We start from the raw sequence: 24,414 nt of genomic DNA on the forward strand, positions 1-24,414 counted from the left end.
CGATAATGCACATTCACGAAGAATCAGAGCTGACACCCGGCCAATCTGCCCCCACCGTCGGTGTCCTGGCCCTGCAGGGCGGGGTGGCCGAGCACCTGGCGATGCTCGAATCGCTAGGTGCCCGGGCGGTTCGCGTCCGTTCCGTGTTCGATCTGCTGGGGGACGACGGCGCTCCCGCCGTGGACGCGCTCGTCCTGCCCGGGGGTGAGTCCTCCACGATGGACCGGCTGTGCCGCACGTTCGGCCTGTTCGAACCCCTCCAGCGGGTCATCCGCGCCGGCCTGCCCACGCTGGGCACGTGCGCGGGACTCATCATGCTGTCCACGCGGATCGCGGATCCCGCGCCGGGGCAGCAGAGCCTGGGCGTCCTGGACGTCACGGTGGACCGCAATGCGTTCGGCTCCCAGGTCGACTCCGCGGAGGTCTCACTCCCCTGGTCCGGCACCGCCGGCCACGCACGGTCGGACGACGACGCCGCGGCGGCCCCGAGCGGCGTCGTCCGCGCGGCCTTCATCCGGGCACCCTCGGTGACCGCGGTGGGGGACGGCGTGGAGGTGCTGGCCCGCTACCGCGACACGGTGGTGGCGGTACGCCAGGCCAATGTCCTGGGCATCAGCTTCCACCCCGAGCTCATGGGCGAGACCACCGTCCACGAGGAGTTACTGAACATGGTCCGGGTGGGCGCGAACGCCTGACGCGGGCCGCCGCCGTGAGCTGCTGCGGGTCCCCGCCAGGTGTGTACCGGGGCACTCACCCCGGGAACGCCCGGGCTCAGAAGCTCCCCGACGCGCCTCCACCGGTGAACCCGCCACCCCCGCCGAAGGACGAGGGGGACGAGCTCCCGAACGACGACCCCGCCGAAGATGCCGCCGAACCGTTGTACACCGCCGGGTACATCACGTAGAGCGGTAGCCACGAGCGGAACGTGGGCGCGTACTGGATCTCGTGCTCGATGCCGTCCGCATCCTTGGCCCTGTTGGGTTTGTCGTTGAGACCGGGGGCTTTGCGATTCTGGTAGCGGTACTTGTAGTACGCCTGGCGCATCCCGTCCGTGATCTCCTCGTCCGGATGCTCCTGCTGGAACTGTTCGATCTCGCGGTCCGCCTGCTCTCGGATCTGCTTGCGCTGCCGGTGATGGCGCCACCAACTCAGCAGGCCCACCAGGACCGCCACGCCCACGACCCCCAGGATCACACGGGCCCACATGTTGCTCGTGGCCTCCCGATCAGCGGCCGCTTGCGGATTCGCCTCGTCGTAGACCTCGGTGATGGTGTTCGTGAACGCTCCCGCGTAGTCCTCCTTCTTGAACCCCGGTTCCAGCTCGTCCTGCATGATGTTCCGGGCGTCCCTGTCCGAGAGCACCTCGCGGGCCCCGTCCGCCACCTCGATGCGCAGCTCACGTTCGCCCATGTCCGCGACCACGAGCACCCCGTTGTTGCGGCCGTCGTCCCCCACACCCCAGTCCGTGGCCACCTTGCGGGAGTAGTCCTCGATGCTTTCGCCCTGGGTCTCGTCCACCGTGAGCACGGCCGCCCGGATGTACTCGTTCTCGGAGTTCTTCTCCCCGATCAACCGATTCAGTTGTGCTTCCTGGTCCGGGGTCAACAGGTCCGCCTGGTCCTGCACCGCACCCTCGGTGGGGCGGGGTGGCACGTCCAGGGCGTGGGCCGGAGCGGCGACTCCGGTGACGAGCACCGCCCCCAGCGCGCCGGTCGTGATGATGCGCCGCAGGGGCGCCATCCTGAGCGTTTCGGTGTCCACGGGTCCTCCCGGGTCTCGTCGAATGCTGTTCGGCACAGGTTCTCGTAGGCCAGGGTACGGCCCGCGCCCGGTTCGCGGAACGACCCCGGCACGACCGTGGGCCGGCTCCCCGAGAAGGGGAACCGGCCCACGACGGCGCCCGAGCGGCGTCGCCCGCGAACGGTACGTATGCCTTGGAAGGCTGCGGGTACGACGACGCCGCGCGGCCCGGCGGACTCGACGGCGCAGCGGTCTCGTTAGCGCAATGTCGCGTAGGAGCGGCTCAGCGGCGCGCGGTGGGGACCACCATCACGGGGCACTCGGCATCCGCGAGCGCCGCCTGGGACACCGAACCCATGAGCAGACCGCGGAACCCGCCGTACCCGCGGGTGCCCATGACGAGCAGCTCGGCGGTGCGGGAGGCGTCCACGAGCGCGTCCGCGGGGCGGCCCTCCAGCACGCGGGTCTCGATCTCCAGGTCCGGGAAGTCCTTGCGCAGTTCCTCGGCCACGGAATCGGTGAGCTCCTTGGCCGGGGCCATGAGCTGTTCCTGCACGGCGCGATCCAGCTCGGCGGAGTTCATGGGCAGGTAGCTCGTGGTGGGGACCACGCTCACGATCGCGAGCCGCAGCCCGTGATCCGCGGCGTACCGGGCGGCCTGCGGGACCGCCTTGTTCTTGGCGCCGAGCTTGTCCACGCCCACAACCACGCGACCCTCGAAGCTCTCACCTTCGGGCCGGGTCTCACGTTCGCCAGGGTGCCACCCCTCCGGGAGGATCACCACGGGCGCGGCGGAGTGGGCGGCCACCGCGGCGGAGACCGAACCCACGCGCCCGCGCACCCCGTGGTGCCCGCGCTTGCCGAGGACCACCACGGAGGCGTCCTGGGCCTCGTAGACGATCACGCCGGCGGCATCGCCGCGCTCGATGATGCCCTGCCCGGTGACGCCGCCCGCCTTGGCCTTCTCCACGGCGCGCGTGGCCAGCCGCTCCGATTCCTGGTGCAGCGCATCCGCGAAGGCTCCGTAGATGGACTGGTCCAGGCCGGTCTGACGGCCCGTGGAGAGCACGATCTTCAACGGCTCCTGCCGCTTCTGGGCCTCGAGGATCGCCCAGTCCAGGGCCCGCTCACTGTGATCGGAACCGTCGTATGCCACCACGATGTTCTGTGTCATCTGTCTGCACCTAGTTTCTTGACTGTGTTTCGAGGGGGAATGCGGATCGGGACTCAGCGCCCGCTGGGGACCACCATCACGGGCCCGGCAGCGGAGCTCAGCACGGCCTGGGACACGGATCCGAGCAGCAGACCCGTGAACCCGCCGATCCCGCGGGAGCCCACGACCACGAGGTCCGCGGTCCGGGTGGCCTGCACGAGCACCCGGCCGGGGCGGCCCAGGAACGCGTGCTGCGTGACCCGCAACCGGGGTTCCCGCTCTGCAATGGTGCGCGCCAGTTCTGAGAGCCGTTCGAGCGATTCCTGGAAGTAGTAGGTCTGGTTGTACTGGTCCTGGAACCACTCCGGGGTCCCGGACAGGGCGCCGTTCACGGAGACCAGGCTCAGGGTCGCGTCGTGGGACAGGGCGTACTGGATCGCGTGCGCGACCGCGGGGTTCTTCTCCCCCGCGCCGTCCACGCCCACGACCACGGAGCCGGAGAAGTCCATCTCGGAGGCCGGGGTGCGGGTTCCGCCCTGGGCCTCGTCATCCGAGACGCGCACGTCCTTGCCGTCCCGGGCCTCCTCGCGGGCGAGCTCGGCGTCCGAGTCGTCCTCGTGGGTTCCGGGCGGGACCACGATCACGGGCACGGGGCTGTGGGCCGCCACGGCCGCGGAGACCGAACCCAGCCGACCCCGCAGGGCACCGCCCTTGCCGCGCTTGCCCATGACGACCAAGCAGGCATCCTTGGCGGCGTGCAGGACGGCCCGAGCGGCGTCGCCCTCGCCCAGGACCTTGCGGATCTCGACGTCAGGGGCGTGGGAGCGGGCGTACTCCTCGGCGGCCTCGAGATGGGATTCGCTCTCCGCCTTCACGGCGTCGTGGAAGCGCTGTTCCAGGCCGGGATCCCCCACGACCGCGACGGGGAACGCGCACAACAGGCGCACGGGGGCCTTGCGGGCGGTGGCCTCCGCGAGGGCACGGTCGAGGGCGCGCAGCGCGATCTCGGAACCATCGATGCCCACCAGGACGGGAGCGTTGGACGAGGTGTTCAGAACGTCATTGTTCATACCTCCAGAATAGTCTCCGCGCCCTGCAACGGCGCGGTCCACCACGCGATTTCCGGCCCGTGACGACGCCGCACGGAGCGTCCTCGCGCTCCTCTCGCCGGGCCGGCTCCGCGGGCCGCTCACGCCATCGCGAACATCCACCGGTCCCCGCGGATGCGCAGACCCAGGGTCACGGCACGGGCGCCCATGTACCCGCCCGCGTACGCGAGCCACAACCACGCCGCTCCCGCAGTGTCACTCCCGCCCCGTTCGAGAACGAGCCACAGCAGGGGCGCATACACGACCAGGTTGATGACCCCGGCCAGGGCGAGATAGCGAGCGTCGCCGGCGCCGATCAGCACGCCGTCGAGCACGAACACGAATGCCGCGAGGGGCTGACCCACGGCCACGACGATCAACGCGACCCCGAAGATCACCTGGACGTCCCGCGACGGGGTGAAGAGGAAGCCCAGGTGCGGTCCGAGCAGACCCACGATCACGCCCGTGACCACGCCGAAGCCCAGACCCCAGCGGATCAGCCGATGCATGAGCCGCCGGACATGTTCACGTTCCTCGCGCCGTTGCAGGTCCCTCGCGCCGAGTTCCTTGCCCAGCAGCGCCTGGGCGGCGATGGCCAGGGCGTCCAGTGCGAAGGCCAGGAAGTTGAAGATCGTCATGGTCAGTTGGTAGGCCGCGAGGTTCTCGGCCCCCTGCGCCGTGGCCACCACCACGGTCACCAGGATCGCGGCGCGCAGGGACAGGGTGCGCAGCATGAGCCACGACCCCACGGTGAGGTGCGTGCGCACCCCGGCCCAGGACGTCGCGAGGCCCACGCCGCGCCGTCGGAACTGTCGCGTGAGCATGATCAGGTACGTCACCGCCATGGCCCACTGCGTGATGCTCGTGCCGATCGCCGCGCCAGCCACGCCAAGCTGCGCGCCGTACACGAGCGCCACGTTCAGCCCCGCGTTCACGGCGGCCCCCACGCCCGCGATCACGAGCGGGGTGGTCGTGTCCTGCAGGCCCCGCAGCACACCCACGGCGGCCAGCACGATCAGCATGGCCACGAGTCCGGGCAGGGACCACAGCGCGTACGACGTCGCGTGCTCCAGTACCTCGCCCTCCGCCCCCAGGGCGCGCAGCAGGGGACGCATGGCCACGGCGCCTCCTGCTGCGAGCAACACCCCGAGACCCGCGGCGGTCCACAGTCCGTCCCGGCCCACGCGCAGAGCGTCGGCGAGTCTGCCGCCACCCACGTGCCGGGCCACCGCGGGGGTGGTGCTGTAGGCCAGGAAGACCATGAGTCCCACGACCGTCTGCACCACGGTCGCGGCGATCCCCACCCCCGCGAGCTGCGCCGTGCCCAGGTGGCCGATGATCGCCGAGTCCGCGAGCAGGAACAGCGGCTCCGCGATCAGCGCCCCGAACGCCGGGACGGCGAGCGCGAGGATCTGGCGGTTCAGGCTCTTCCCGGCCGCGGTCTTGGACGGGGTCACGGGATCCGACGGCGTTGCCGAGTCCTCGGGCGTCACGGGCTCCTCGGAAGCTGCGGGGCCCCCGCTGTGGAGACCGCCGGGACCAGGCTCCGAGGGGCGGGCGTCACGGGGCGCGCGGGAGTTCGGGCGTGAGCGGAAGGAAGGCACCGCACCAGGGTAAGGGGATCAGCCACCCGCCGAGGCGGGGAGGGTCAGCGTCCCGGGGCGGGTTTCACCGCGATCACGGGGACGGCGGATTCCAGGATGATCTGCTGCGCGGAAGAGCCCAGGAAGATCTTGCCCGCGGGGGACCGCCGTCGGACCCCCACCACCACGGCGTCGATCTCCGCGCGGTTGGTGGCGTCCACCAAATCCCCCACGGCATTGCGGCTGCGCGCGGCGGCGTGCTCCACGCTCACGCGTTCGTACGGGATCGCCGACAGGTCCGGTTCGTTCCCGTCCACGGGGAACACCACGAGGTCCGTGTCGCGACGCCGGGCTTCCTGCACGGCGAAGTCGCGGGCGGCGTGACCGGCCGGAGTCTCGGCGGCGGCAAGGATGATGGCCATGGGTCCTCTTCTCTGTGCGCGATCCATCTGGGGGCAGGTTCCGGGGCGGGGCGAGATCGCCCCCGGGTGGTGAACCGTTGCCGGCCCGGTGAATCCCGGGGTCCGCGTCGGTACCGCCTCCCACGTGGGGGTATGTGTATCCTAAGTCACACTTCTCGCGGCCCGTGGGCGGCGGGAATCCCCCTTACCGCGAATCCCGGGAGAATCCATGAGCTCCACCCACTCCCCCGACCGCCGCACGTTCCTGACCTACGGTCTCGGGGGACTCGTGGCCCTGGGGACCATCGGAACCGCGACGGCGGGGTCCATCGCATCGGCCTCCGGCGGCAACGACCTCCGTTCGTCGCTGACCATCATCGCCCCGGCGGCCGCGGGCGGCGGGTGGGACACCGTGGCCCGGGAGATGCAGCAGGCCCAACGGGCCAACGGCATCGTGAACAACACCCAGGTGGTGAACATCCCGGGTGCCGGCGGGACCATCGCACTCGGGAACCTGGAGATCCTCTCCGGCAAGGCCAACAACCTCATGGTGGGTGGCACGGGCCAGTTGGCGGCCACCATCCAGTACGACTCCGCCACCACCTACGCGGACGTGAACCCCCTGGCCGTGGTGGTGGAGGAGTACGACGTGATCGTGGTCCCCGGTGATTCCCCGTACACGTCCTTGAAGGAACTCATGACGGCGTGGGCCAAGACCCCCGGCAAGGTCCCGTGGACCGGAGGCGGTTCCTTCGACCAGCTGGTCGTGACCGAGATGGCGATCAGTGCCGGGTTGGCACCCAAGGACATGATCTACGTGTCCTCGGACGGCGGCGGTGAATCCACCCAAGCCCTGCTCAACGGCACGGCGGCCGCCGCGGCCAGCGGGTACCCGGATTCCATCGACCAGATCGAGTCCGGGCGGTTACGGGCTCTGGGCATCGTGGCGCGCGAGCCCGTGCCCGGGGTGGAGATCCCCACGACCGTGGAGCAGGGCTTCGACGTCACCCTGGCCAACTGGCGCTTGCTCGTGGCACCGGGTGGGATCACGCCGGAGGAGAAGACCGAGCTCGAGACCATCGTGCGGGAAACGATCGCCACACCGCAGTGGCGGGAAGCCATCGAACGCTTCAACTGGAACGAGAACGTGATCACGGGCGAGGAGCTCACCCGTTTCCTCGCGGACGAGAAGACCCGCATCCAGGGCCTCTACAAGGAGTTGGGACTGTGACATCACAGGTGACCGGGCCGGCCCCGGCGTCCGCACCGCCGCCGCAGAGCGAGCCGCCCACCACACACCGGTCGCTGCTGGCCGAGCTGACCATGCCCTTGGTGCTCGCGGCTTTCGCGACGTACCTGCTCGTGGGCATGCTCAGCATGTCCGTCCCGGAGTCGGTGGACTTCCCCGGGCCCCGGTTCTTCCCGGCCGTGGTGACTGCCGTGATCTACGCCCTGGTGATCGTGGAGGTGCTCTCGATCCTGCGCCACCGGTCCGCGGCCCGCGCCCCTGAGGGCCATCCGACGACGTCGGCGGGAAGTTCCGCGCCCGCCTCCCCCGCCGTGGACGACGCCGCCCCCTCGGTGGACGATCCCGGTTACGAGTTCGTCGGTGCAGATGAGCCCGCCACGCCCCGATTCTCGTGGCGGTCCTTCGCCTGGGTGGTGGGCGGCTTCCTGGTGTTCGCGCTCCTGCTCGAATTCCTGGGGTGGATCATCGGGGCCGCCGTACTGTTCTGGTGCGTGGCCCGCGGCTTCGGCTCCACCCGCCCGCTGTTCTCGCTGGTCGTGGGGCTGACCGTGAGTTCCCTCGCGTACATCGCCTTCGACATGGCCCTGGGATTGTCCCTGCCCTCCGGCCTCCTGGGGGGTGGGTTCTAGATGGAGACCCTCTCGCTGTTGCTGGACGGTTTCGCCGGGGCGCTCACCCTGCAGAACCTCTTCTGGGTGGTGCTCGGTTGTTTCCTGGGCACCGCCGTGGGTGTCATGCCCGGCCTGGGGTCGTCCATGGCCGTGGCCCTGCTGCTGCCCGTGACGTTCGCCCTGGATCCCACCGCGGCGTTCATCATGTTCTCCGGCGTGTATTTCGGCGGGCTGTTCGGGGATTCCACCATGGGCATCCTCATGAACACCCCGGGGCAGGCCTCGGCCATTGCGTCCACATTCGAGGGCCACAAGATGGCGCTCACCGGCAGAGCCCCGCAAGCGCTCGCCACGGCGGCCATCGGGGCGTTCATCGGCGGTTTCGTGGCGTCCGTGGTGGTCGTGTTCTTCGCGCCCTTCCTGGCCGAGTTCTCCACCCAGTTCGGTCCGGCGGAATTCTTGGCGCTCGCCCTGTTCGCGTTCGTGGCCACGTCCTCCGTGGTGACGGACTCCGCGGTCAAGGGTCTGCTGTCCCTCGCCCTGGGGCTGGGGATCGCCGTGGTGGGCATCGACTCCGTGACCGGCATCCCGCGGTTCACCATGAACTCCCCCTACCTCTTCGACGGGATCTCCCTGGTGACCGTCACGGTCGCGGTGCTCGCGCTGGGCGAGGTGATCTACTTCGCCACGACCGCCCGGTTCCAGAGCCAGGGAAGGATGCTGAAAGCCCAGGGACGGCCCTGGTTGAGCCGCAAGGAACTGCGGGAGGCCACCCCGGCATGGTTGCGCGGCACGGCCATCGGCTTGCCGTTCGGCGTGGTCCCGGCCGGCGGTGCGGAGATCCCCACGTTCCTGGCGTTCGGCGCGGAACGCAAGCTGGATCGACGTCGTCGTGACCCGCAATTCGGCAAGGGCGCCATTCGAGGTCTTGCCGCGCCCGAGGCCGCGGGCAACGCCACCACCGGTATGGCCATGGGCGCGCTGCTCGCGCTGGGCCTGCCCATCTCCGCGACCGCCGCCATCATGCTCGCCGCGTTCCGGCAGTACGGGCTGCAACCGGGACCGCTGCTGTTCGAGCGCGCCCCGGACCTGGTGTGGGCACTCCTGGCCAGCTTCTTCATCGCGATGATCGTGCTGCTGATCATCAACCTGCCGTTCGCGATGGTGTGGGCCAAGCTGCTGCTCATCCCGCGCCCGTACCTGTACGCGGGCATCACGGTGTTCTGCGGCCTGGGCATCTATGCGACGTCCGGCTCCACGTTCGACCTGCTCATGCTCCTGGGTGTGGGGCTCGTCGGCTTCTTGATGCGTATGCATGATTATTCGCTCGCGCCGCTGATCATCGGGATGGTCCTGGGTCCGCTCGCGGAGACCAGCCTGCGGGACGCCCTGATCAGCGCGGACGGGGACGCCTCCGTGCTGGTGAGCGGTCCAATCGTGGTCGTGCTGTACGGGGTCCTGCTGATCGTGCTGCTCCTGACGCTGCGCAGCAAGGTCACGAGCCGCACCCGCAGGGACGTCTGAGCCGGCCCATCTGCCCGGCAAACCCCGCCCTGCCCCGGCGTGGGTGTACTGATTTTGCTGAGCAAAAGCACACCGACCCCCTCTCGGAGGGCGGTTCGCTGCTTCAGCTCAGCAAAATCACACCCCACCGCGGCCCTCAGGCGCCGGGCGGAGATGCCCGATCAGAACGGGTACTGCGGGATGTCCGGGCTGAGGGTGACCCACTGCAGCTCGGTGAACGCCTCGATGTTGGCGTCCGCTCCACCGAAGTGCACACCCGTGCCGGAGGCCTTCATCCCACCCATGGGTGCGGTGGCCTCGTCCATCACGGTCATCTCGTTGATGTGGATCTTCCCGGCCGTGACGCGGTCCGCGACCTTCATGGCCTCCCCCACCTCGCCCAGGATCGACAGGGACAGCGCGTACTCGGAGGCGTTGGCCAGCGCCACGGCCTCGTCCACGGAGGACACCGCGATCACGGGTGCCACGGGGCCAAAGATCTCCTGGTTCCACGCCGGCATCTCCGGGGTGAGGTCGGTCAGCACCGTGGGGCGGTAGAACAACCCGTCGTGGGTGGCACCCGCCCGGATGGTGGCTCCGGCGATCACCGATTCCTGGACCTTGGAGTCCACGGACTTCAGCTGCTTCTCGTCGATGATGGGGCCCAGGTGGACCTGCCCCTCGGAGGGGTCACCGACCACCAGGGCGTCCGCCTTGTCCGCGAGCCGCTGGACGTAGTCCTCGTAGACGTCCCGGTGCACGATGTGCCGACCCGTGGTCATGCACACCTGGCCCTGATGGAAGAAGGTCCCCATGGCGCCCACGCTCGCGGCCAGGTCCAGGTCCGCGGAGGGCAGCACGATCATCGCGTTGTTGCCGCCGAGCTCCAAGTGGGTGCGCTTGAGGTGCTGAGCACCGGCCGCGCCCACGTGCCGCCCCGCCTCGGTGGAACCCGTGAAGGACACGATCCGCACCTCGGGCGCGTCCACGGCGGCCGCACCGGCGTCCCCGCCGCCGGGCAGTACGTGCAGCACGCCCTCGGGAAGCCCGGCCTCCTCGAAGATGCGCGCGATCAGGACTCCGCCGGTCACGGGCGTGCGCGGGTCCGGCTTGAGCAGCACCGCGTTACCGAGCGCGAGCGCCGGTGCCACGGAGCGGATCGAGAGGATCAGGGGGAAGTTGAACGGGGAGATCACCGACACCACACCGGCGGGCAGGCGCCGTGCGAGCGACCAGTGCGGGTCGTCCGAGGCCAGCACCTGGCCCTTCGCGTGCGTGGGCAGTGCGGACGCCTCGAAGCATTCCTGCGCGGCCACGTGGGCCTCCATCCCGGCCTTGGGCTGGATCGCGCCGGTCTCGCGCACGACCCAGTCCACGACCTCGGCGGCGTGCTCCTCGAACAACTGCCCCGCCTTGCGCAGCACGGCCGCGCGCTCGGTGGGCTTGAGCGCCGCCCAGGACTGCTGGGCCGACGACGCCGCTGTCGCCGCCCGGTACACGTCCTCCGGCGTGGCCGCACCCACGTGACCCAGGACCGCTTCCGAGGCGGGGTTCAGCACCGTGATCGGCTCACCGGAACCCTCCGCCCAACTCCCGTCGAAGATCTTCCCGTCCCACCGGCCGTCCTCGAGAATCGCCATGTCCCTACCTCCTGGTGTGCCACGTGATGGACCTCCATTGTGCGGGAGCCGGCCCCACCCTGACCACGGGGCCGGGTGATATCCGCGGCCCGCGAACGGCAGCGGGGCCGTGGGCGAATCGACGGTGAGCGGGCGACCCAGGGGTACGCGAGCGCCGTCGAGCTGGGCGGGCGGCATCGAGGTCAGCGGCGGGCAGGGTGGTGCGCGAGCGGCGTCGCCCCCGGGTACGAGCTACGTCAGGGAGTGCGAGCGGTCAGGGTTGCGGGTCGCGGGCGTCGTAGCGCATGAACCCGGGGAACATCCGCACGAGCAGCAGGACGAGCAGGAAACAGATCACCGCGCCCACCAGGGCGGCGAGCCCGGGACCGAGCCACTGGCCGCCTGTGCCCATGACGGCGTCGCCCAGGCGGGGACCACCGGCGACCACCACGATGAAGATGCCCTGGAGCCTGCCGCGCAGCGAGTCGGGGGTGGCCGCCTGCAGGATGGTGGTGCGGAACAGCATGGACACCGAGTCCATGACCCCCGCGGCCACGAGCACCAGGCAGGACATGATGAGGGGCCACGCGGTGTCACGACCCCAGCCGCCGCAGGCGACCAGGATCACCGCGCCGAACGCCATGATGCATACGGCCCACGCGGCCACGGCGGCGGCGCACGCGCGCCCGTGATGATTGATGCGAATGAATGTTCCTGAGAAGACTCCCGCGAGCACGGATCCCGCCGCGAGCGCCGCGGTGAGCAGCCCCACCGTGAACTGGTCCCCGCCCAGTACGGACGCCCCCAGCACGGGGAACAGCGCGCGAGGCATCGCGAAGATCATGGCGGCCAGGTCCAGCAGGAACGTCATGCGCAGGTTGGGGCGGGTGGCCAGGAACCGGAACCCCTCCACGACCGAACGAAAACCGGCCTTGCTCGTGGCGCCGTCCTCCCCGGGGATGGGCGGCAGGGACGGGAGCTTGTACATGGCCCACAGGCTCACGGCGAAGCTCAGGGCGTCCACCGTGTAGGCCCACCGGAATCCCAGTCCGGCCACCGTGAGCGCGCCCAACAGCGGGCCCACCATGAGGCACGAGCCCATGGTCAGTTGGAACAGGGCGTTGGCGGCGGGCAGTTGTCGCATGGGGACCAGGCGCGGGACGATCGCACCGCGCACGGGCTGGCTCAGTCCCTGCGCGAAGGAGTGCAGGGCCACGATGCCGTAGAGCACCGCGACGCTCGCGATGTCCAGCCACGCGTGCGCGGCCAGCGCCACGGTCATGATGAACAGACCGAACGTGGTCCACAGGCCCGCCGAACGCCGGTCGGTGGCGTCCCCGATGCTGCCCCCGTAGAGACCCGCGATGATCAGGGGCACGAGCGCGAAGAAGCCCACCATCCCCACGGCGAACGTGGATCCGGTCAGCTCGAACACTTCCAGGCTGATCGCGATCACGGTGAACTGGCTTCCGAGCATCGACAGCGTGGACCCGATCCACAGTCGCCGGAAGGCGGGGATGTCGCGCACGGGGGCGATGTCGAGCAGGAAACGGGCCACGGGTCGATCCTAGGGGCAGGTGCGGGCGCGCACCTCACCCGTCACGGTGCAGTACGGCCCGTAGAGCCCGGACAGCACCGGGGGCCTCCGTGGACCCGTGGTGTTCACCGCGCGGTTCGCCGCCGCACGTCGAATCATGGGTAGGGAGGGGTGCGCGCATGTGAAAGCATCGGACCAACCCGGGCATGCGATGCCCTCTCACCACACCGCATGGAAGTAGAGCGAGCAGCAATGCAGGATCACCACTTCAGCCCCCGGCTCCATGAATCGACAGCCCCCTTCTCCCACTTCGTGAAGCACGGGGACACGGGCTACACCGCCGGGATCATCGGTCAGCGGGCGGATGACGGGTCCCTCGTGTCGGAGGACGTCAAGACACAGTGTGAAGCGATGATGGAAAACCTCGGGACCCTGTTGAGCGATCTGCATCTGGAGTTCTCGAACATCCTCCGCACCACGATCTACCTGGTGGACTACGCGGATTTCGAGCTGATCAATTCCGTCTACGGCTCGTACTTCGAGAAACCGTTCCCGGTTCGTACGACGGTTCAGGTGGCCGCCCTTCCCCTGGGTGCCAAGGTGCAGATCGACACCGTGCTGGCCCTGCCCTAGCCCGCGCCGGAAGGCCTGTTCATCACGGGCGGCCGTGACGTCCCCGCGAAAGCACCCCAGGACATCCGCCGTCCACGCGGTGAGCGATGCCCCCTGAGTCCTCGTGCGTGTCCCCCGCACCGCATACCCTGGGAGCACCCTTCTTCCCCGGGATCACAGGAGTCCTCATGCGCACACGCGAACAGCGCCGGGCCGCGCGGTCGGCCCGCGGTTGGCCGCGGTTGCGCGTGCACGCCGTGCGCAACGGGGTGGGGGCCGTCATCCTCGGGGCGCTTCTCCTGTGGGTGACCCACGGACCCTTGCGGTTCCAGAACTTCCCGGCCGGGGACGTGGCCTGGGTGTGGCGCGTGGTCGCCCTGGTCGTGGCCGTCCTGCTGCCCTACGTGCTGCTGGCCATGGGCGTGTACCTGCTGCTCGCCGGCTTTCTGGCGACCAACAGGGCGGCACTGGCCGCCGGGCGGGCCCGCACCGTGGTGCTCGAGCCCGAGGACCCGGAGGATCCCCCGGTCACCACGCACCGACTCTCGGAGCACACTCCCCCGGGTGTGAAGATCCGGGCCCACACGGTGCACGGTCGCCATCACGACAGCCGCTACACCCGCGATCTCCTGGGCCTGCTGCCCGTCCAGTCGCCCGTGGCCCTCGCGCCCCTGGGGGTGGGGATCGTGGCGCTCATTGCGGCCTCGATCTACTACTCCACGGGCTACGCCGAGCCCGCCGCCGTCCTGCTGCTGGGTGTGCTCTACCTCGGCTGGAAACTCTTCCGGGGTTGGCGCAGCCACCGCGTCTTCGCGGACACGCCGTGGCAGGCGCCGCGGGAAGTCGACACCGGTTCCGTCCCGCGCGTCACCCCGCTGCGGGACCAGGACACCGCACACCACCCCGTCACCCGGGTCTCCTACGTCACGGACGACGACGCCGCGGCGCCGCGCGTACGGGAGCGAGCGGCGTCGTCGTACGAGATCGACGACCCGGAAGAGCCGTACGAGACCACCGACGAGCTGCCCGTGATCGAGAAGATCCGCGACCGGTACACCGAGCCCCGCCGGATGAGTGCGTCGCAGCGACGGTTGGCGGAACGGGCGGAGCGCGAGGCGATCCGGCGGAGGCTGCCGCGCGTGGTAGAGGCCGAACGGGCGGACACGGACGCCACCGCCCCGACCCCCCGGGTGGTACGTGATTCGCAGCGCACCGACCCGCGGGACGGCTACGAGGCGGATCCGCAGTGGGAGGCCGCGGAGCAGGAACAGCAGCGGCTCAACCAGAAACGCTACGAGGACCACATGCAACGCCACCGCGACAAACGCGAGGACCGGTTGCGCAATGCGGAAGCCCGGCAGCCCGAGGAGGCGCCCTCGCTGTGGGGCTACGCCAAGAACCGGCTCACGCGCCGAGGGGACCGTTCCTAGCGCTCGACCGTCGCTGGGACCGTTCCTGGCGATCGACTACCGCTGCGGAGACGACTCCCGGTCCGCGGCGCTCGGCACAGGGGCACCGGGCCGGGCCGCGGGTGCGCCCAGCTGCCAGATCCGCCGCACGGTCCAGCCCAAGAGGATCACGAGCAGCACGTTGCGTAGGGTCAGCACCCCGGCCATGATCGGGTTCGCGTGGATCAGCGGTGTGTAGAACAGCGGGTAGATCACGAACGTGGTCGCGGCGATGCCCAGGGTCAGCAGGGCGGGGATGCGCCACCGGACGCGGTCATGCAGCAGACCCACCATGATCACCGGGGCGAGCCAGATCATGAACTGCGGGGAACCCACCTTGTTGAACACGATTAGCACGATGGTCAACAGCAAGGACCCGGCGTAGACCAGGAGGGCCCTCTCCGCACCGCGCCGCAGTGCCCGGATGAGCAGCGCCGCTGCGGCGAGCACGGCCAAGAGCAGCAACGGCTGCATGAGGGAGGCCATGATCTCCACGCCGGGGCCGTAGACCTCGGTGGAGTTGATCGCGGTGTTGTCCGCGATCCGGGAATCCGCGAGTCCCAGGACGGCCGCCCACACCCACGGCGTGGAGAACGTGGCCTCGAGCTGCATCCCCCGGGAGCCCTGGTTGAGCAGGAAGTCCGCGATCCGCTCGATCCCGCCCAGCATCAGCACACCCAGCACCACGCACAGCGTGACCACCACGCCCGCCGCGATGATGCGCACGCGCTGCTTGAGCGCAATGACCATGGCCAGCAGCACCGCCGCCGGCCACACCTTGATCCACGTGGCGATACTCAGCAGCGCCGATCCCACCACCGGATGGCGCACCGCGTAGAACAGGCCGATGAACACGATCGGCGCCGCCACGCCCTCCACACGCGCGAAGCTAAGGTAGCCCAGGAACACGGTGAAGACGACCCACCACCACCCGGCCAGCACACCGCTGCGCGGGGCGCGGTGGAGGAGGAACCACATGGCCACGGCGTTCAACGCGGTGATCATGAGCGTCCACGCCAGGAGGTAGAGGTCGTGCCCCGCGATCCTCGGGAACATGATGGGCACCTGCGCGAGCACGGGGTAGACCCACGGGCTCACGGAACCCTGGTCGGGGGCGTTGTACCCGGCCATCGCCCATTCGCGGTACTGCTCGGTGTCGCTGAACGCCCACCCGTGCAGGAAGAACGTCGCCATCCAGGCCAGGAAGTACACGTGCACCACCGCGAAGCCCACCCACACGGCGGCGGGGCGGTTCAGCCACGCGGGCGGACGACGGCGCTGCGCCCCGCGCCGCGCGACGGTCGCCGGGTGAGCGGCGTCGTCGGAGGCATCACCGGCACGCGGGGCAGTTCCAGTGGCAATGGAGCCGGCGGCAGAGGCGTCGGCACGCGGCACACCGGTGCGGTGGGCGGCTCCGGGGGCGGGAGCGGCGTCGTCGTCAGGCGTGCGGGCCGGCAACCGGCTCTCCCTTCGCGGCGGAACCGGCGGACCCGGCCGAACCCAAGCGGTACAGCCCGCGCGCGGACCACCACAGCAGGACCACGAGCAGCAGGTTGCGCAGGGTCAGCACGCCGGCCATCACGGGGTTGTTGTGGCTCAGCGCGGTGTAGAAGAGCGGGTAGATGAAGAACGTGGCGATCGCGATCAGCACCGCGAGGAACGCCGGGGTGCGCCACACCTTCCAGTTGTGCACCAGACCCACCGCGATCACGGGGCCCAGCCACACCATGAACTGGGGCGAGCCCACCTTGTTGAACACGATGAAGGCCGTGACCATGGTCAGCGAGCCCGCGAGGAACAGGGCCGTGCGGTCCAGGGCACCGGTGTGCACGCCGCGACGCAGACCGCGGGCGATCAGCACCACGACCACCACGGCGGCCACCACGAACAGCGGCTGCATGAGCCGGGACATCACGTCCGAGCCGGGGCCGCTGACCTGCATCGAGTTGATGTCCGTGTTCATGTACATGCGGGAATCGCCCACGCCCAGCACCGAGAGCCACAGCCACGGGGTGCTGAAGGTGGCCTCGAGCTGCATGCCGCGGTCGCCCTGCTGGGTCATGAAGTCCGCGATCTGGCGCGGCGAACCGGACACGAACGCGGCCGCCACGGCGAACAGCGTGACCAGGATCCCGGCGAGCAACACGGCGCCGCGGCGTCGTGCGGCGGTCAGCAGGGCGATCACGACGGCGGCCGGCCAGACCTTGATCCACGTGGCCAGGCTGAGGATCGCGGAGGCCACGAACGGGCAGGACACCCCGTAGACCAGGCCCAGCAGCACGAGCGGGGCCGTGAGACCGTCCACGCGCGCGAAGCCCAGCCAGCCCATGAGCAGGATGAACATGAGCCACCACCAGCCGGCGGGCAGGGCGGCGCGGTTACGACCCCAGTCGGTCAGCTTGCCCATGGCCACGGCGTTGAGCACCGCGATGATGAGCACCCACAGGAAGAAGTACGGGCCCGGTCCCGCGATGCCCGCGAGCCCCATGGGGATCTGCGCGAGCACGGGGTACACCCAGGGGCTGGGACCGTACGCGATGTTGCGGTCGTCGAAACCCGCTTCCGCCCACGCGCGGTAGATGTTGGTGTCGCTGAAGGCGTTGCCCTGCAGCGAGACGATCAGGGCGAAGATCAGGAAGCCCACGTGCACCAGCAGGAACCCCACGAGCAGCGCGCCCGGTGTCATCAGACGATCCTGCGCGGCGCGGGGGAGCACGGCGTCCCGTGCCCGGGTGGCGGCCGTGAAATATCTCTCTGTGGGCACGAATGAGGTCCTTGTCCGAATGCGCGCGGGATTCTGTTCTGGTCCGGGGGTGTGCACTGGTCCCGCTCGGGGGTGTGCGGCGCCCGAGGGTCCCGGCGCCTCGGACATACCGGTTCCGATTCTATGGGGAACCACTCCGGGGACCGCATACGGCGCCGTGATGCGCTCACCCCGCCCCCAGGGAACCCCCAGAACGCGCACTGTTCGAGTGCAAACCGTCCTGTAAAGTCAGGGGTCGGAGCCGCTGGACACCTCGGCTCGCCCACCACTGGTTGGCTGAGGGGGCTGGAATCCATGACCGCGACCGGTTCTCGCCCCTCTCCCGCGCACACCGGTTCCACCGCCAAGAATGATTCGCGCGCCCACATGGCGATCATCCAGGGCGTCATCGGTTCGCTCATGATGCTCGTGGGTTCCGTGGGGACCGGGTGGATCGCCAACGGCTCCCCCATGGTCCGGCACCCCCTGGTCATCGAACTGCGCGTGAACGTGTGGGGCGTGTACGGGTGCACCGTGCTGCTCACCGTGGGCGCCATGTTGCTCATCCGGTCGTGGTTGCGCCTCGGTCAACGCCTGCGGGGGTGGCCGCAAGGGTCGTTGCGCACCGTGATGATCGCCGTGATCGCGTGGTCCCTGCCCCTGTTCCTCGCCGTTCCCATCTACTCGCGGGACGTGTACGCGTACATCGGTCAGGGCCGGTTGATGTTGGCCGGCAAGGACCCGTACGTGGAGGGGATCTCCTCGCTCGACAACTGGTTCATGCTGGGCGCGGACCCGGAGTGGGCGGAGGCCCGCACCCCGTACGGCCCCTACTTCCTGTGGATCGCCGCCGGGGTGGTCCGGTTGACCAATGCCCAGCCGGACGCCTCTGTGATGCTCTTCCGCGCGGTGGCGTACGTGGGCGTGGTGCTGTGCATGATCTACGTGCCCAAGCTCGCGCGGCTACACGGCGTCAACGGTGCCCGTGCCCTGTGGATTGCCGTGGCCAACCCGTTGTTCCTCATCAGCTTCGTGGCGAGCGCCCACAACGACGCACTCATGGTGGGTCTGGCCGTGGCCGGCGTGTACGCCGCGGCCACCAGACATCCCCTTCTGGGCATACTTCTGGTCACGGGGTCCATCGGGATCAAACCCATCACCATCCTGCTGCTGCCGTTCATCGGTCTGCTGTGGGCGGGCAAGGGAGCCTCATGGCCGCGGCGGTTCGTCATCTGGGCGGCCACCGCACTGCTCAGTTTCGGGATCCTCGCGGTGAGCGGTTACGCGGACAACCTGGGCCTCGGCTGGGCCTGGGCCCTGCTGGACCCCACCCCCGGGCACACGGGGTACTCGCCGTCCGGGTTCCTGGGACAACAGGTGGAGCGCGTGGGAAACTTCTTCGGCCTGCCGGGGGACGCCCTCGCATCGGTGTTCCGTCAGGTGCTGCAGTACGCGGCCATCGCCCTGGTCCTCGTACTGATGTTCGTGGGTGGGGACCGCAGGATCGTGCGGCGAATGGCCCTCGCGTTCTCCGCCGTGGTGCTGCTGTCCCCCATCATCCAGCCCTGGTACATCCTGTGGCTCATCCCCCTGCTGGCCGCGACCGGCATCAAGGACAACTGGCAGATCCGCATCCTGTACATCGTGATCACGTTCTTCGTGGTCTTCGGCGCCCAGGACCAGCTGTCCGTGTGGCCGTTCATCGACCTCAGCGTGAGCGTGTCCCAGGTGGCGTTCGTGATCACGGTGGCCTTCACGCTCTACCTCGCGTTGTTCGACCCCCGCACCCGCACTCTGCTGACCCACGGCGGGTTCCGGGGCTGGGTGGATCCCGGTCCCCCTCAGGTGGCCGCAGGTACGACGGCGCACAAGGACTAACGCAGGCCCCTGAGCCTTTCGAGCTCGCGGCGGTCCTTCTTGGTGGGCCGCCCCGCGCCACGGTCTCGGCGGGCCACCGGCACACTGAGTTCCGCGGGTCGCGGCGGGGAATGGTCGATGTAGCACTGGGCCGCCACGGGGGCGCCCACGCGCTTGACGATCAGCTTGGTGACCTGGAATTCCTGCTGCCACCCCGGGCGGCGCACACTCACCCGATCCCCCACCCGCACCGGCTGCGCGGCCTTCACGGGGGCGCCGTTGAGCCGCACGTGTCCCGCACGGCATGCGGTCGTGGCGGCGGAGCGGGTCTTGAACAACCGCACCGACCACAACCACACGTCCAGGCGGGCGCTACCGGGTTCGTTGGCTGGGGCGTTCATGGGGTCCACCGTACTCGGGGGCGACGACGCGGCTGCCGCCCGTCGCCAAGGGAATCACCGGATCATCCGATTCATGGACCAGCCCCCACCATCCCTGTGCGAGGTCCGTAGCTCACGGGAGAACTCCTGGCTCTTGTGAGCAATATCACGCCGTGGTGGGTACGGTGGGAGTGGGGCTGCACAAGGACGTGAGCCCCGAAGCATCTGCGAAAGACGCAGAGGCGGTTGAGAACGGGGGTTGAGCGCTCATGCTCAAGAACTTCATCAACAACACCTATGTGGAATCCGCATCCGAGGAATCCTTCGACCTGGTCAACCCGGCTACCGGTGAGGTAACGGAACAGTCTCCCAACTCGAACGAGCAAGATGTCAATGCCGCCTACGAGGCAGCCGCAAAGGCGTCCAAGACATGGGGGCGCATGACCCCCGGTGCGCGTCAGCTCGCCATGCTCCGCATCGCCGATGCCCTCGAGGCCCGGGGGTCCGAACTCGTGGACGCACAATCCCGCAACACGGGCCAGCCCAAGTACCTGATCCAGTCCGAGGAAGTCGATGTCTCCGCGGACCAGATCCGCTTCTTCGCCGGCGCCGCCCGCATGATGGAGGGCCTGGCGAGCGGCGAATACATGGAGGGTCTCAACTCCGTGATCCGTCGGGAACCCATCGGCGTGGTGGGCCAGGTGACGCCGTGGAACTATCCCCTCATGATGGCCGTGTGGAAAGTGGGGCCCGCCCTGGCCGCCGGCAACACCATCGTGTTGAAACCGTCGGACACGACTCCGGAGTCCACCCTGCTGTTCGCTGAGATCGCCTCGGAATTCCTTCCGGAAGGCACCTTCAACGTCGTACTGGGGGATGGCAAGACCGGGGAAGCGGTCGTCTCACACCGCACGGCGGGACTCGTCTCCATCACCGGCTCGATCCGAGCGGGCCTCGCAGTGGCCGCATCCGCGGCGAAGAACCTCACGCGCGCTCACCTGGAACTGGGCGGAAAGGCGCCCTGCGTGGTGTTCGGGGACGCGGATCTGGACTCCGCCGCCTCCACGCTCGCGGAGGCCGGTTTCTTCAACGCCGGCCAGGACTGCACCGCCTCCACCCGCATCCTCGTGGAGGAATCGGTGCGTGACGAGTTCTTGGAGAAGATCACCCAAGCCGCGAAGGACACGGCATTCGGCACCCCGGACAAGGAAGACATCCTCTATGGCCCGCTCAACAACGCCAAACAGCTCGAACAGGTGTCCGGGTTCATCGACCGGTTGCCGGAGCACGCCACGGTGACCACGGGTGGCAAGCAAGCGGACGGCCCGGGCTTCTTCTTCGAGCCGACCATCGTGGCTGACCTCAAGCAGGATGACGAGGCCATCCAGAACGAGATCTTCGGTCCCGTCATCACCGTGCAGACGTTCTCCACGGAGGAGCAGGCTGTGGAGATGGCGAACGGGGTGGAATACGGGTTGGCGTCATCCGTATGGACCAAGGATCACGGCCGCGCATTGCGGATGTCCCGCGATCTGGACTACGGCTGCGTGTGGATCAACACCCACATCCCGTTGGTCGCGGAGATGCCACACGGCGGCTTCAAGCATTCCGGTTACGGCAAGGACCTGTCCAAGTACGCCGTGGAGGAATACACCCGCATCAAGCACGTGATGAGCTCGCTGGACTGACGGCGGCAACGAACGAGGGAAGGAGCGCATCATGACCGACATTCGAGATCTCGTGCTCACCGCGGACCGCGAGCTGTTCACCGAACACGACCTGAGCACCCTGGACCGCAATTTCTCCGAGGACTACGTGGAGCATTCGCCGCTCGTGGCCAACGGCAAGGACGGCTTGCGGGAGCTGGTCACCGACGCGGGCGAGGGCCTGCGGCACGACGTCGCGCGCGTAGTCGTGGACGAAAAGGCCGGTTTGGTTGCGCTGCACGGTGCCTATCCCGGGTTGGATCCGGACACCGTGTTCGTGGGGTTCGACATCTACCGCGTGGCCGACGGCAAGATCGTGGAGCACTGGGACGGCCTGGTGGATCAGACACCACCCAACGAGTCGGGCCACACCCAGCTGGACGGCCCCACGGAGGTAGACGCATCCGCCGACACCGAGGCCAACAGGGAGTTCGTCAAGCGGGCCTGGGCCACGTTCTTACAGGGCCAGGACTACGACGCCGCGGGCGATTTCACGCGTTCGGACGGGCGGTTCACGCAGCACTCGGGTGACATCGCCGACGGTGTGCAGAACATGGTCGACTTCTTGAAACAACTCAAGGAGGACGGTTCTGCACTGACCTACGACACATTGCACCGCACGGTGGCTGACGGGAACTTCGTCCTGACGTTCTCGGAAGGATCCATCGCCGGTGACCGCCACTTCTTCTGCGAACTGTGGCGCATCGAGGACGGCGCGTGGGTCGAACTGTGGGACGCCATCGGACCGGTTCCGTCGGATGACGAACTGGCGCACCCGCACGGTGCGTTCACGTCGGTAGCGGACTGAACCTGACCGAGACGACCTGACAATGCAGTGGCCCCGTGGACGCGTAATGGCGTCCACGGGGCCACTGCCCGATCTGTTCCAGTGATCGAGGAGCACATCATCCGGGACCGTCAGCGCCCGGGCCCGCCGTGACCTCCGGCGTCCGCAGGGGCACCCGCTGAGGGAGCGGCGTCGTCGTGGACATGGTCGTGACCCTCGTGGGAACCGTGCCCGTGGGAACCGTGCCCGTGCGCCTTCTCCTCCCGCGCCGGAGCCTCGGGCTTGCCCGTCACCACCGCGAGTTCCACCGGCGTCTGCGGCAGGTCGATGGTCTTGGCCACTTCACCCTTGGCCAGATCCACCACGTGCAGTTTCTTGTTCTGCGCATCTGTCACGTAAGCGCTCGAGCCGGCCACCTTGATCGCGGGACCCGCCTCCTGCCAGTCCGCCTTCTCCTCCCACGGCTGGATCACGTCGATCTTCCGGACCACCTTGCCGGACTCCTCGTCGATCACGTTGAGCTTGCCGTCGTACGTGAGCACCAAAGCCTCACCCTCCGGCCCGCGGGCCAGCGAACGGAACCAGTAGGACGAGCCCAGATCCACCAACCCGTGCGAGCCGTCCCGGGTGTCGAAGAGGGCCACGCGCGTGGGTCGCTCCTGCTCGGCATCCTCGTCCACCTTGTAGTCGCCCAGCACGATCGGCGACGTCTCCGAACCCGCGAGGTTACCCGAGCGCGCGTAGGCGTCCGCCACGGCCACCTTGTGGAACTTCCCGTCCCGGTAGATCACGGGCCCGTTCTCGCAACCCGCCATCACGGTGTCGGTGCTCGCTCCCGGCGCGGCCGCCGCCTCACCGTGCACACCCGGGCAGTCCGTCGTCTCGGCTTTGACGGCGCCGTCCTTGCCGAGCACCCGCACGGTGTGCCGTTCATCCTCCGTGCCCTGGGTCGTGAACAGCGTGCCGTCGGCCAGCTCGAGCGCCACACCGTGGTGCGGGTGCTCGGTCTTCCGCTCGGTCGCGTCCGGCGCGCCGTGCTTCAGCGCCTCGGACTCGAAGGTCGTGATGGAACCGTCCCCGTCGCCGAACAATGTGGTCTTGCCGTGGTGGACCACCACGTGCCCGGCGTGCGGAGCGTCGAAGGTCACGTCGGTCAGCTCGGGTGCGGATTGGCGGTAGTGGTAGTGGTCGCCGTGCTTGTGCGCGTCCAGGCCGGTGTCGTGTACGCGGAACACGTCGCCGTCGCTGACCATCACGTGCCTGCCGTCCCCGGCGTTGTTGAGGCGCAGGAACCCATCCTTCTCAGTCTTGTCCAGGACCTCGCCGGACGCCGTGTCCACGGTGAGCAGACCGCCGTCGTACGCCACCACCGCGCGCGGGGTGAGTCGCGAGACCTCCTTGGCCGCGGCCTTCGTGGTCTCCTCGGCGCGCGGGGACGACGACGCCGCTCCCGCCAGCTCCGCGCCCCCCGCCCCACACGCGGTGAGGGCGAGGACCCCGACGGCCAGCGCGGCCAAGGTGACGGGCCCCCGGCGGTGCATGGTGATGAATCCGAGCATGGACGAGCGAGCCCCTCCGGGGGCGGTGTGTTCGATGGTGTGCATGCGAGCACTGTAACTTAAGTGAGAATCATTCTTATTTAACTGGTTACCGTGTCGTCAGCCTGACCGGTTTCCTCGACCCTCCGGGTGGGCCCGGCGGTTCCAGCTGCAGACCGCCCCTCCGTGAGATGTCATTACGCCCCCGGGAGCGGATGGTGAGCATGACTGCGGGAGGCTCCATGTCGTGCCCCCCGCGTATCGCTCAATCACTGGCCGGCATTACTCATCCGCTTCGTAGGAGAAATACGAATGGAATGGCGCACTATTTTCATGAGGGTGATCCTGCTAGACTGAATCCTTATAACCACGTATGACAATGGAATTCACAAGGTGCGAGGAGTGAATAATGGATCACCTGGCCATTCTTATCGGCTTGATATTGCTTATCATTCTGGTTGCCGGCCTCATTTATTTTTTCGGAAGTGTCCTTAAGTCCGCACTGTTCGGCGGCTCCAACCGGCCATCCAACCCGGATAATCCACGCCGGCGCCGATGACCGAGCGCTCGAGACGCCGGGATCGGGGCGCGGCCCCGCAATGCACGTAATGCAGTCATAAATCCAGTCACAATTATCCCGCCCATAAGGGTTGGAATGTGTCCTCGGCACCTCCCATGGCGATAACCCGCTGCCGTCCGGTTCCACCGAATTAAAGATTGCAAGAATTTTCCCGGCAGTACAAACACCATTCCCACTTCGGTATTTCCGTTGGAGGTAATTCGGCCCTTCACAGATGAGCATGGGTAGGGGTCTTGCGCCACGGCCGGTGTCCGCCGGCGGCGAGCAGGGCGCGTAGGC

The 24,414-nt window shown here is 68.6% G+C and carries 21 protein-coding genes; 10 read left to right on the top strand and 11 right to left on the bottom strand.

Translation table 11 applies throughout. The annotated features are described in order from the left end of the window. The first annotated feature begins 5 nt into the window (after positions 1 to 5). The gene (gene pdxT / locus AS25_RS02535; RefSeq protein ID WP_172644395.1) at positions 6 to 695 is read left to right on the top strand and encodes a pyridoxal 5'-phosphate synthase glutaminase subunit PdxT; all 690 of its coding nucleotides are present in this window, start codon (positions 6 to 8) and stop codon (positions 693 to 695) included. A gap of 76 nt (positions 696 to 771) precedes the next feature. Here the strand turns inward: pdxT and AS25_RS02540 are convergent, their stop codons facing one another. The 5 genes from AS25_RS02540 to AS25_RS02560 form a co-directional block, all read right to left on the bottom strand. Further along, entirely contained in the window at positions 772 to 1,761 is a 990-nt protein-coding gene (locus AS25_RS02540) for a TPM domain-containing protein (protein ID WP_035960938.1), read from the bottom strand. 262 nt (positions 1,762 to 2,023) lie between these two features. Next, complete coding sequence (locus tag AS25_RS02545; protein ID WP_035960939.1) at positions 2,024 to 2,914, bottom strand: universal stress protein; 891 nt, start codon at positions 2,912 to 2,914, stop codon at positions 2,024 to 2,026. A 53-nt stretch (positions 2,915 to 2,967) separates the two neighbouring features. After that, positions 2,968 to 3,963 (bottom strand): universal stress protein, encoded by a 996-nt coding sequence (locus tag AS25_RS02550; protein WP_035960940.1) that lies wholly within the window; start codon positions 3,961 to 3,963, stop codon positions 2,968 to 2,970. A gap of 119 nt (positions 3,964 to 4,082) precedes the next feature. After that, positions 4,083 to 5,438, bottom strand: coding sequence for an MATE family efflux transporter (locus AS25_RS02555; protein ID WP_035961033.1), 1,356 nt, complete (start codon positions 5,436 to 5,438; stop codon positions 4,083 to 4,085). Between the two features lie 191 nt (positions 5,439 to 5,629). Next, positions 5,630 to 5,986: a universal stress protein gene (locus AS25_RS02560; protein ID WP_035960942.1), complete on the bottom strand. Its 357-nt coding sequence runs from the start codon at positions 5,984 to 5,986 to the stop codon at positions 5,630 to 5,632. A gap of 208 nt (positions 5,987 to 6,194) precedes the next feature. Here AS25_RS02560 and AS25_RS02565 point away from each other — a divergent pair, with 208 nt between their 5' ends. Genes AS25_RS02565 through AS25_RS02575 form a run of 3 tightly spaced genes read left to right on the top strand, consistent with a single transcriptional unit; the run spans position 6,195 to position 9,349 of the window. Beyond that, positions 6,195 to 7,196, top strand: a complete 1,002-nt coding sequence (locus AS25_RS02565) for a tripartite tricarboxylate transporter substrate binding protein (protein ID WP_035960943.1) — start codon at positions 6,195 to 6,197, stop codon at positions 7,194 to 7,196. After that, on the top strand, positions 7,193 to 7,843 hold the full coding sequence (locus AS25_RS02570) for a tripartite tricarboxylate transporter TctB family protein (protein WP_052160640.1): 651 nt from the start codon (positions 7,193 to 7,195) through the stop codon (positions 7,841 to 7,843). Before AS25_RS02565 ends, AS25_RS02570 begins: the two co-directional genes overlap by 4 nt. Beyond that, positions 7,844 to 9,349, top strand: coding sequence for a tripartite tricarboxylate transporter permease (locus tag AS25_RS02575; RefSeq protein ID WP_035960944.1), 1,506 nt, complete (start codon positions 7,844 to 7,846; stop codon positions 9,347 to 9,349). A 161-nt stretch (positions 9,350 to 9,510) separates the two neighbouring features. Here AS25_RS02575 and AS25_RS02580 read toward each other — a convergent pair whose 3' ends face one another. Further along, on the bottom strand, positions 9,511 to 10,968 hold the full coding sequence (locus AS25_RS02580; RefSeq protein WP_035960945.1) for a benzaldehyde dehydrogenase: 1,458 nt from the start codon (positions 10,966 to 10,968) through the stop codon (positions 9,511 to 9,513). Positions 10,969 to 11,221: 253 nt separating this feature from the next. Next, complete coding sequence (locus AS25_RS02585; protein WP_035960946.1) at positions 11,222 to 12,505, bottom strand: MFS transporter; 1,284 nt, start codon at positions 12,503 to 12,505, stop codon at positions 11,222 to 11,224. A gap of 231 nt (positions 12,506 to 12,736) precedes the next feature. Between AS25_RS02585 and AS25_RS02590 the strand changes: the two genes are divergently transcribed. Then, complete coding sequence (locus AS25_RS02590) at positions 12,737 to 13,117, top strand: RidA family protein (protein ID WP_052160641.1); 381 nt, start codon at positions 12,737 to 12,739, stop codon at positions 13,115 to 13,117. A 167-nt stretch (positions 13,118 to 13,284) separates the two neighbouring features. After that, a complete protein-coding gene (locus tag AS25_RS02595; protein WP_035960947.1) occupies positions 13,285 to 14,526 on the top strand; it encodes a hypothetical protein in 1,242 nt (413 codons plus the stop codon). A gap of 36 nt (positions 14,527 to 14,562) precedes the next feature. Here the strand turns inward: AS25_RS02595 and AS25_RS02600 are convergent, their stop codons facing one another. Both AS25_RS02600 and AS25_RS02605 read right to left on the bottom strand, forming a co-directional pair. Continuing rightward, complete coding sequence (locus tag AS25_RS02600; protein WP_052160648.1) at positions 14,563 to 15,801, bottom strand: glycosyltransferase 87 family protein; 1,239 nt, start codon at positions 15,799 to 15,801, stop codon at positions 14,563 to 14,565. Positions 15,802 to 15,982: 181 nt separating this feature from the next. Continuing rightward, complete coding sequence (locus tag AS25_RS02605) at positions 15,983 to 17,308, bottom strand: glycosyltransferase family 87 protein (RefSeq protein ID WP_035960949.1); 1,326 nt, start codon at positions 17,306 to 17,308, stop codon at positions 15,983 to 15,985. Between the two features lie 294 nt (positions 17,309 to 17,602). On the opposite strand from AS25_RS02605, the gene mptB reads away from it, so the two are divergent. Then, on the top strand, positions 17,603 to 19,165 hold the full coding sequence (gene mptB / locus AS25_RS02610) for a polyprenol phosphomannose-dependent alpha 1,6 mannosyltransferase MptB (RefSeq protein ID WP_035960950.1): 1,563 nt from the start codon (positions 17,603 to 17,605) through the stop codon (positions 19,163 to 19,165). Here mptB and AS25_RS02615 read toward each other — a convergent pair. Continuing rightward, positions 19,162 to 19,545, bottom strand: coding sequence for an RNA-binding S4 domain-containing protein (locus AS25_RS02615; RefSeq protein ID WP_035960951.1), 384 nt, complete (start codon positions 19,543 to 19,545; stop codon positions 19,162 to 19,164). The two genes, mptB and AS25_RS02615, sit on opposite strands and share 4 nt — an antisense overlap. Positions 19,546 to 19,793: 248 nt before the next feature. Here AS25_RS02615 and AS25_RS02620 point away from each other — a divergent pair, with 248 nt between their 5' ends. Continuing rightward, a complete protein-coding gene (locus AS25_RS02620; protein WP_035960952.1) occupies positions 19,794 to 21,212 on the top strand; it encodes a gamma-aminobutyraldehyde dehydrogenase in 1,419 nt (472 codons plus the stop codon). A 31-nt stretch (positions 21,213 to 21,243) separates the two neighbouring features. Continuing rightward, positions 21,244 to 22,038, top strand: coding sequence for a nuclear transport factor 2 family protein (locus AS25_RS02625; RefSeq protein ID WP_035960953.1), 795 nt, complete (start codon positions 21,244 to 21,246; stop codon positions 22,036 to 22,038). 110 nt (positions 22,039 to 22,148) lie between these two features. On the opposite strand, the gene AS25_RS02630 is transcribed toward AS25_RS02625, so the two are convergent. Continuing rightward, positions 22,149 to 23,621, bottom strand: a complete 1,473-nt coding sequence (locus AS25_RS02630) for a hypothetical protein (RefSeq protein ID WP_253270444.1) — start codon at positions 23,619 to 23,621, stop codon at positions 22,149 to 22,151. Positions 23,622 to 23,964: 343 nt separating this feature from the next. Between AS25_RS02630 and AS25_RS14495 the strand changes: the two genes are divergently transcribed. Beyond that, on the top strand, positions 23,965 to 24,114 hold the full coding sequence (locus AS25_RS14495) for a hypothetical protein (RefSeq protein WP_156960867.1): 150 nt from the start codon (positions 23,965 to 23,967) through the stop codon (positions 24,112 to 24,114). Positions 24,115 to 24,414 lie beyond the last annotated feature (300 nt).

Source organism: Kocuria marina (assembly GCF_000786655.1).
Classification (GTDB): Bacteria; Actinomycetota; Actinomycetes; order Actinomycetales; family Micrococcaceae; genus Kocuria; species Kocuria marina_A.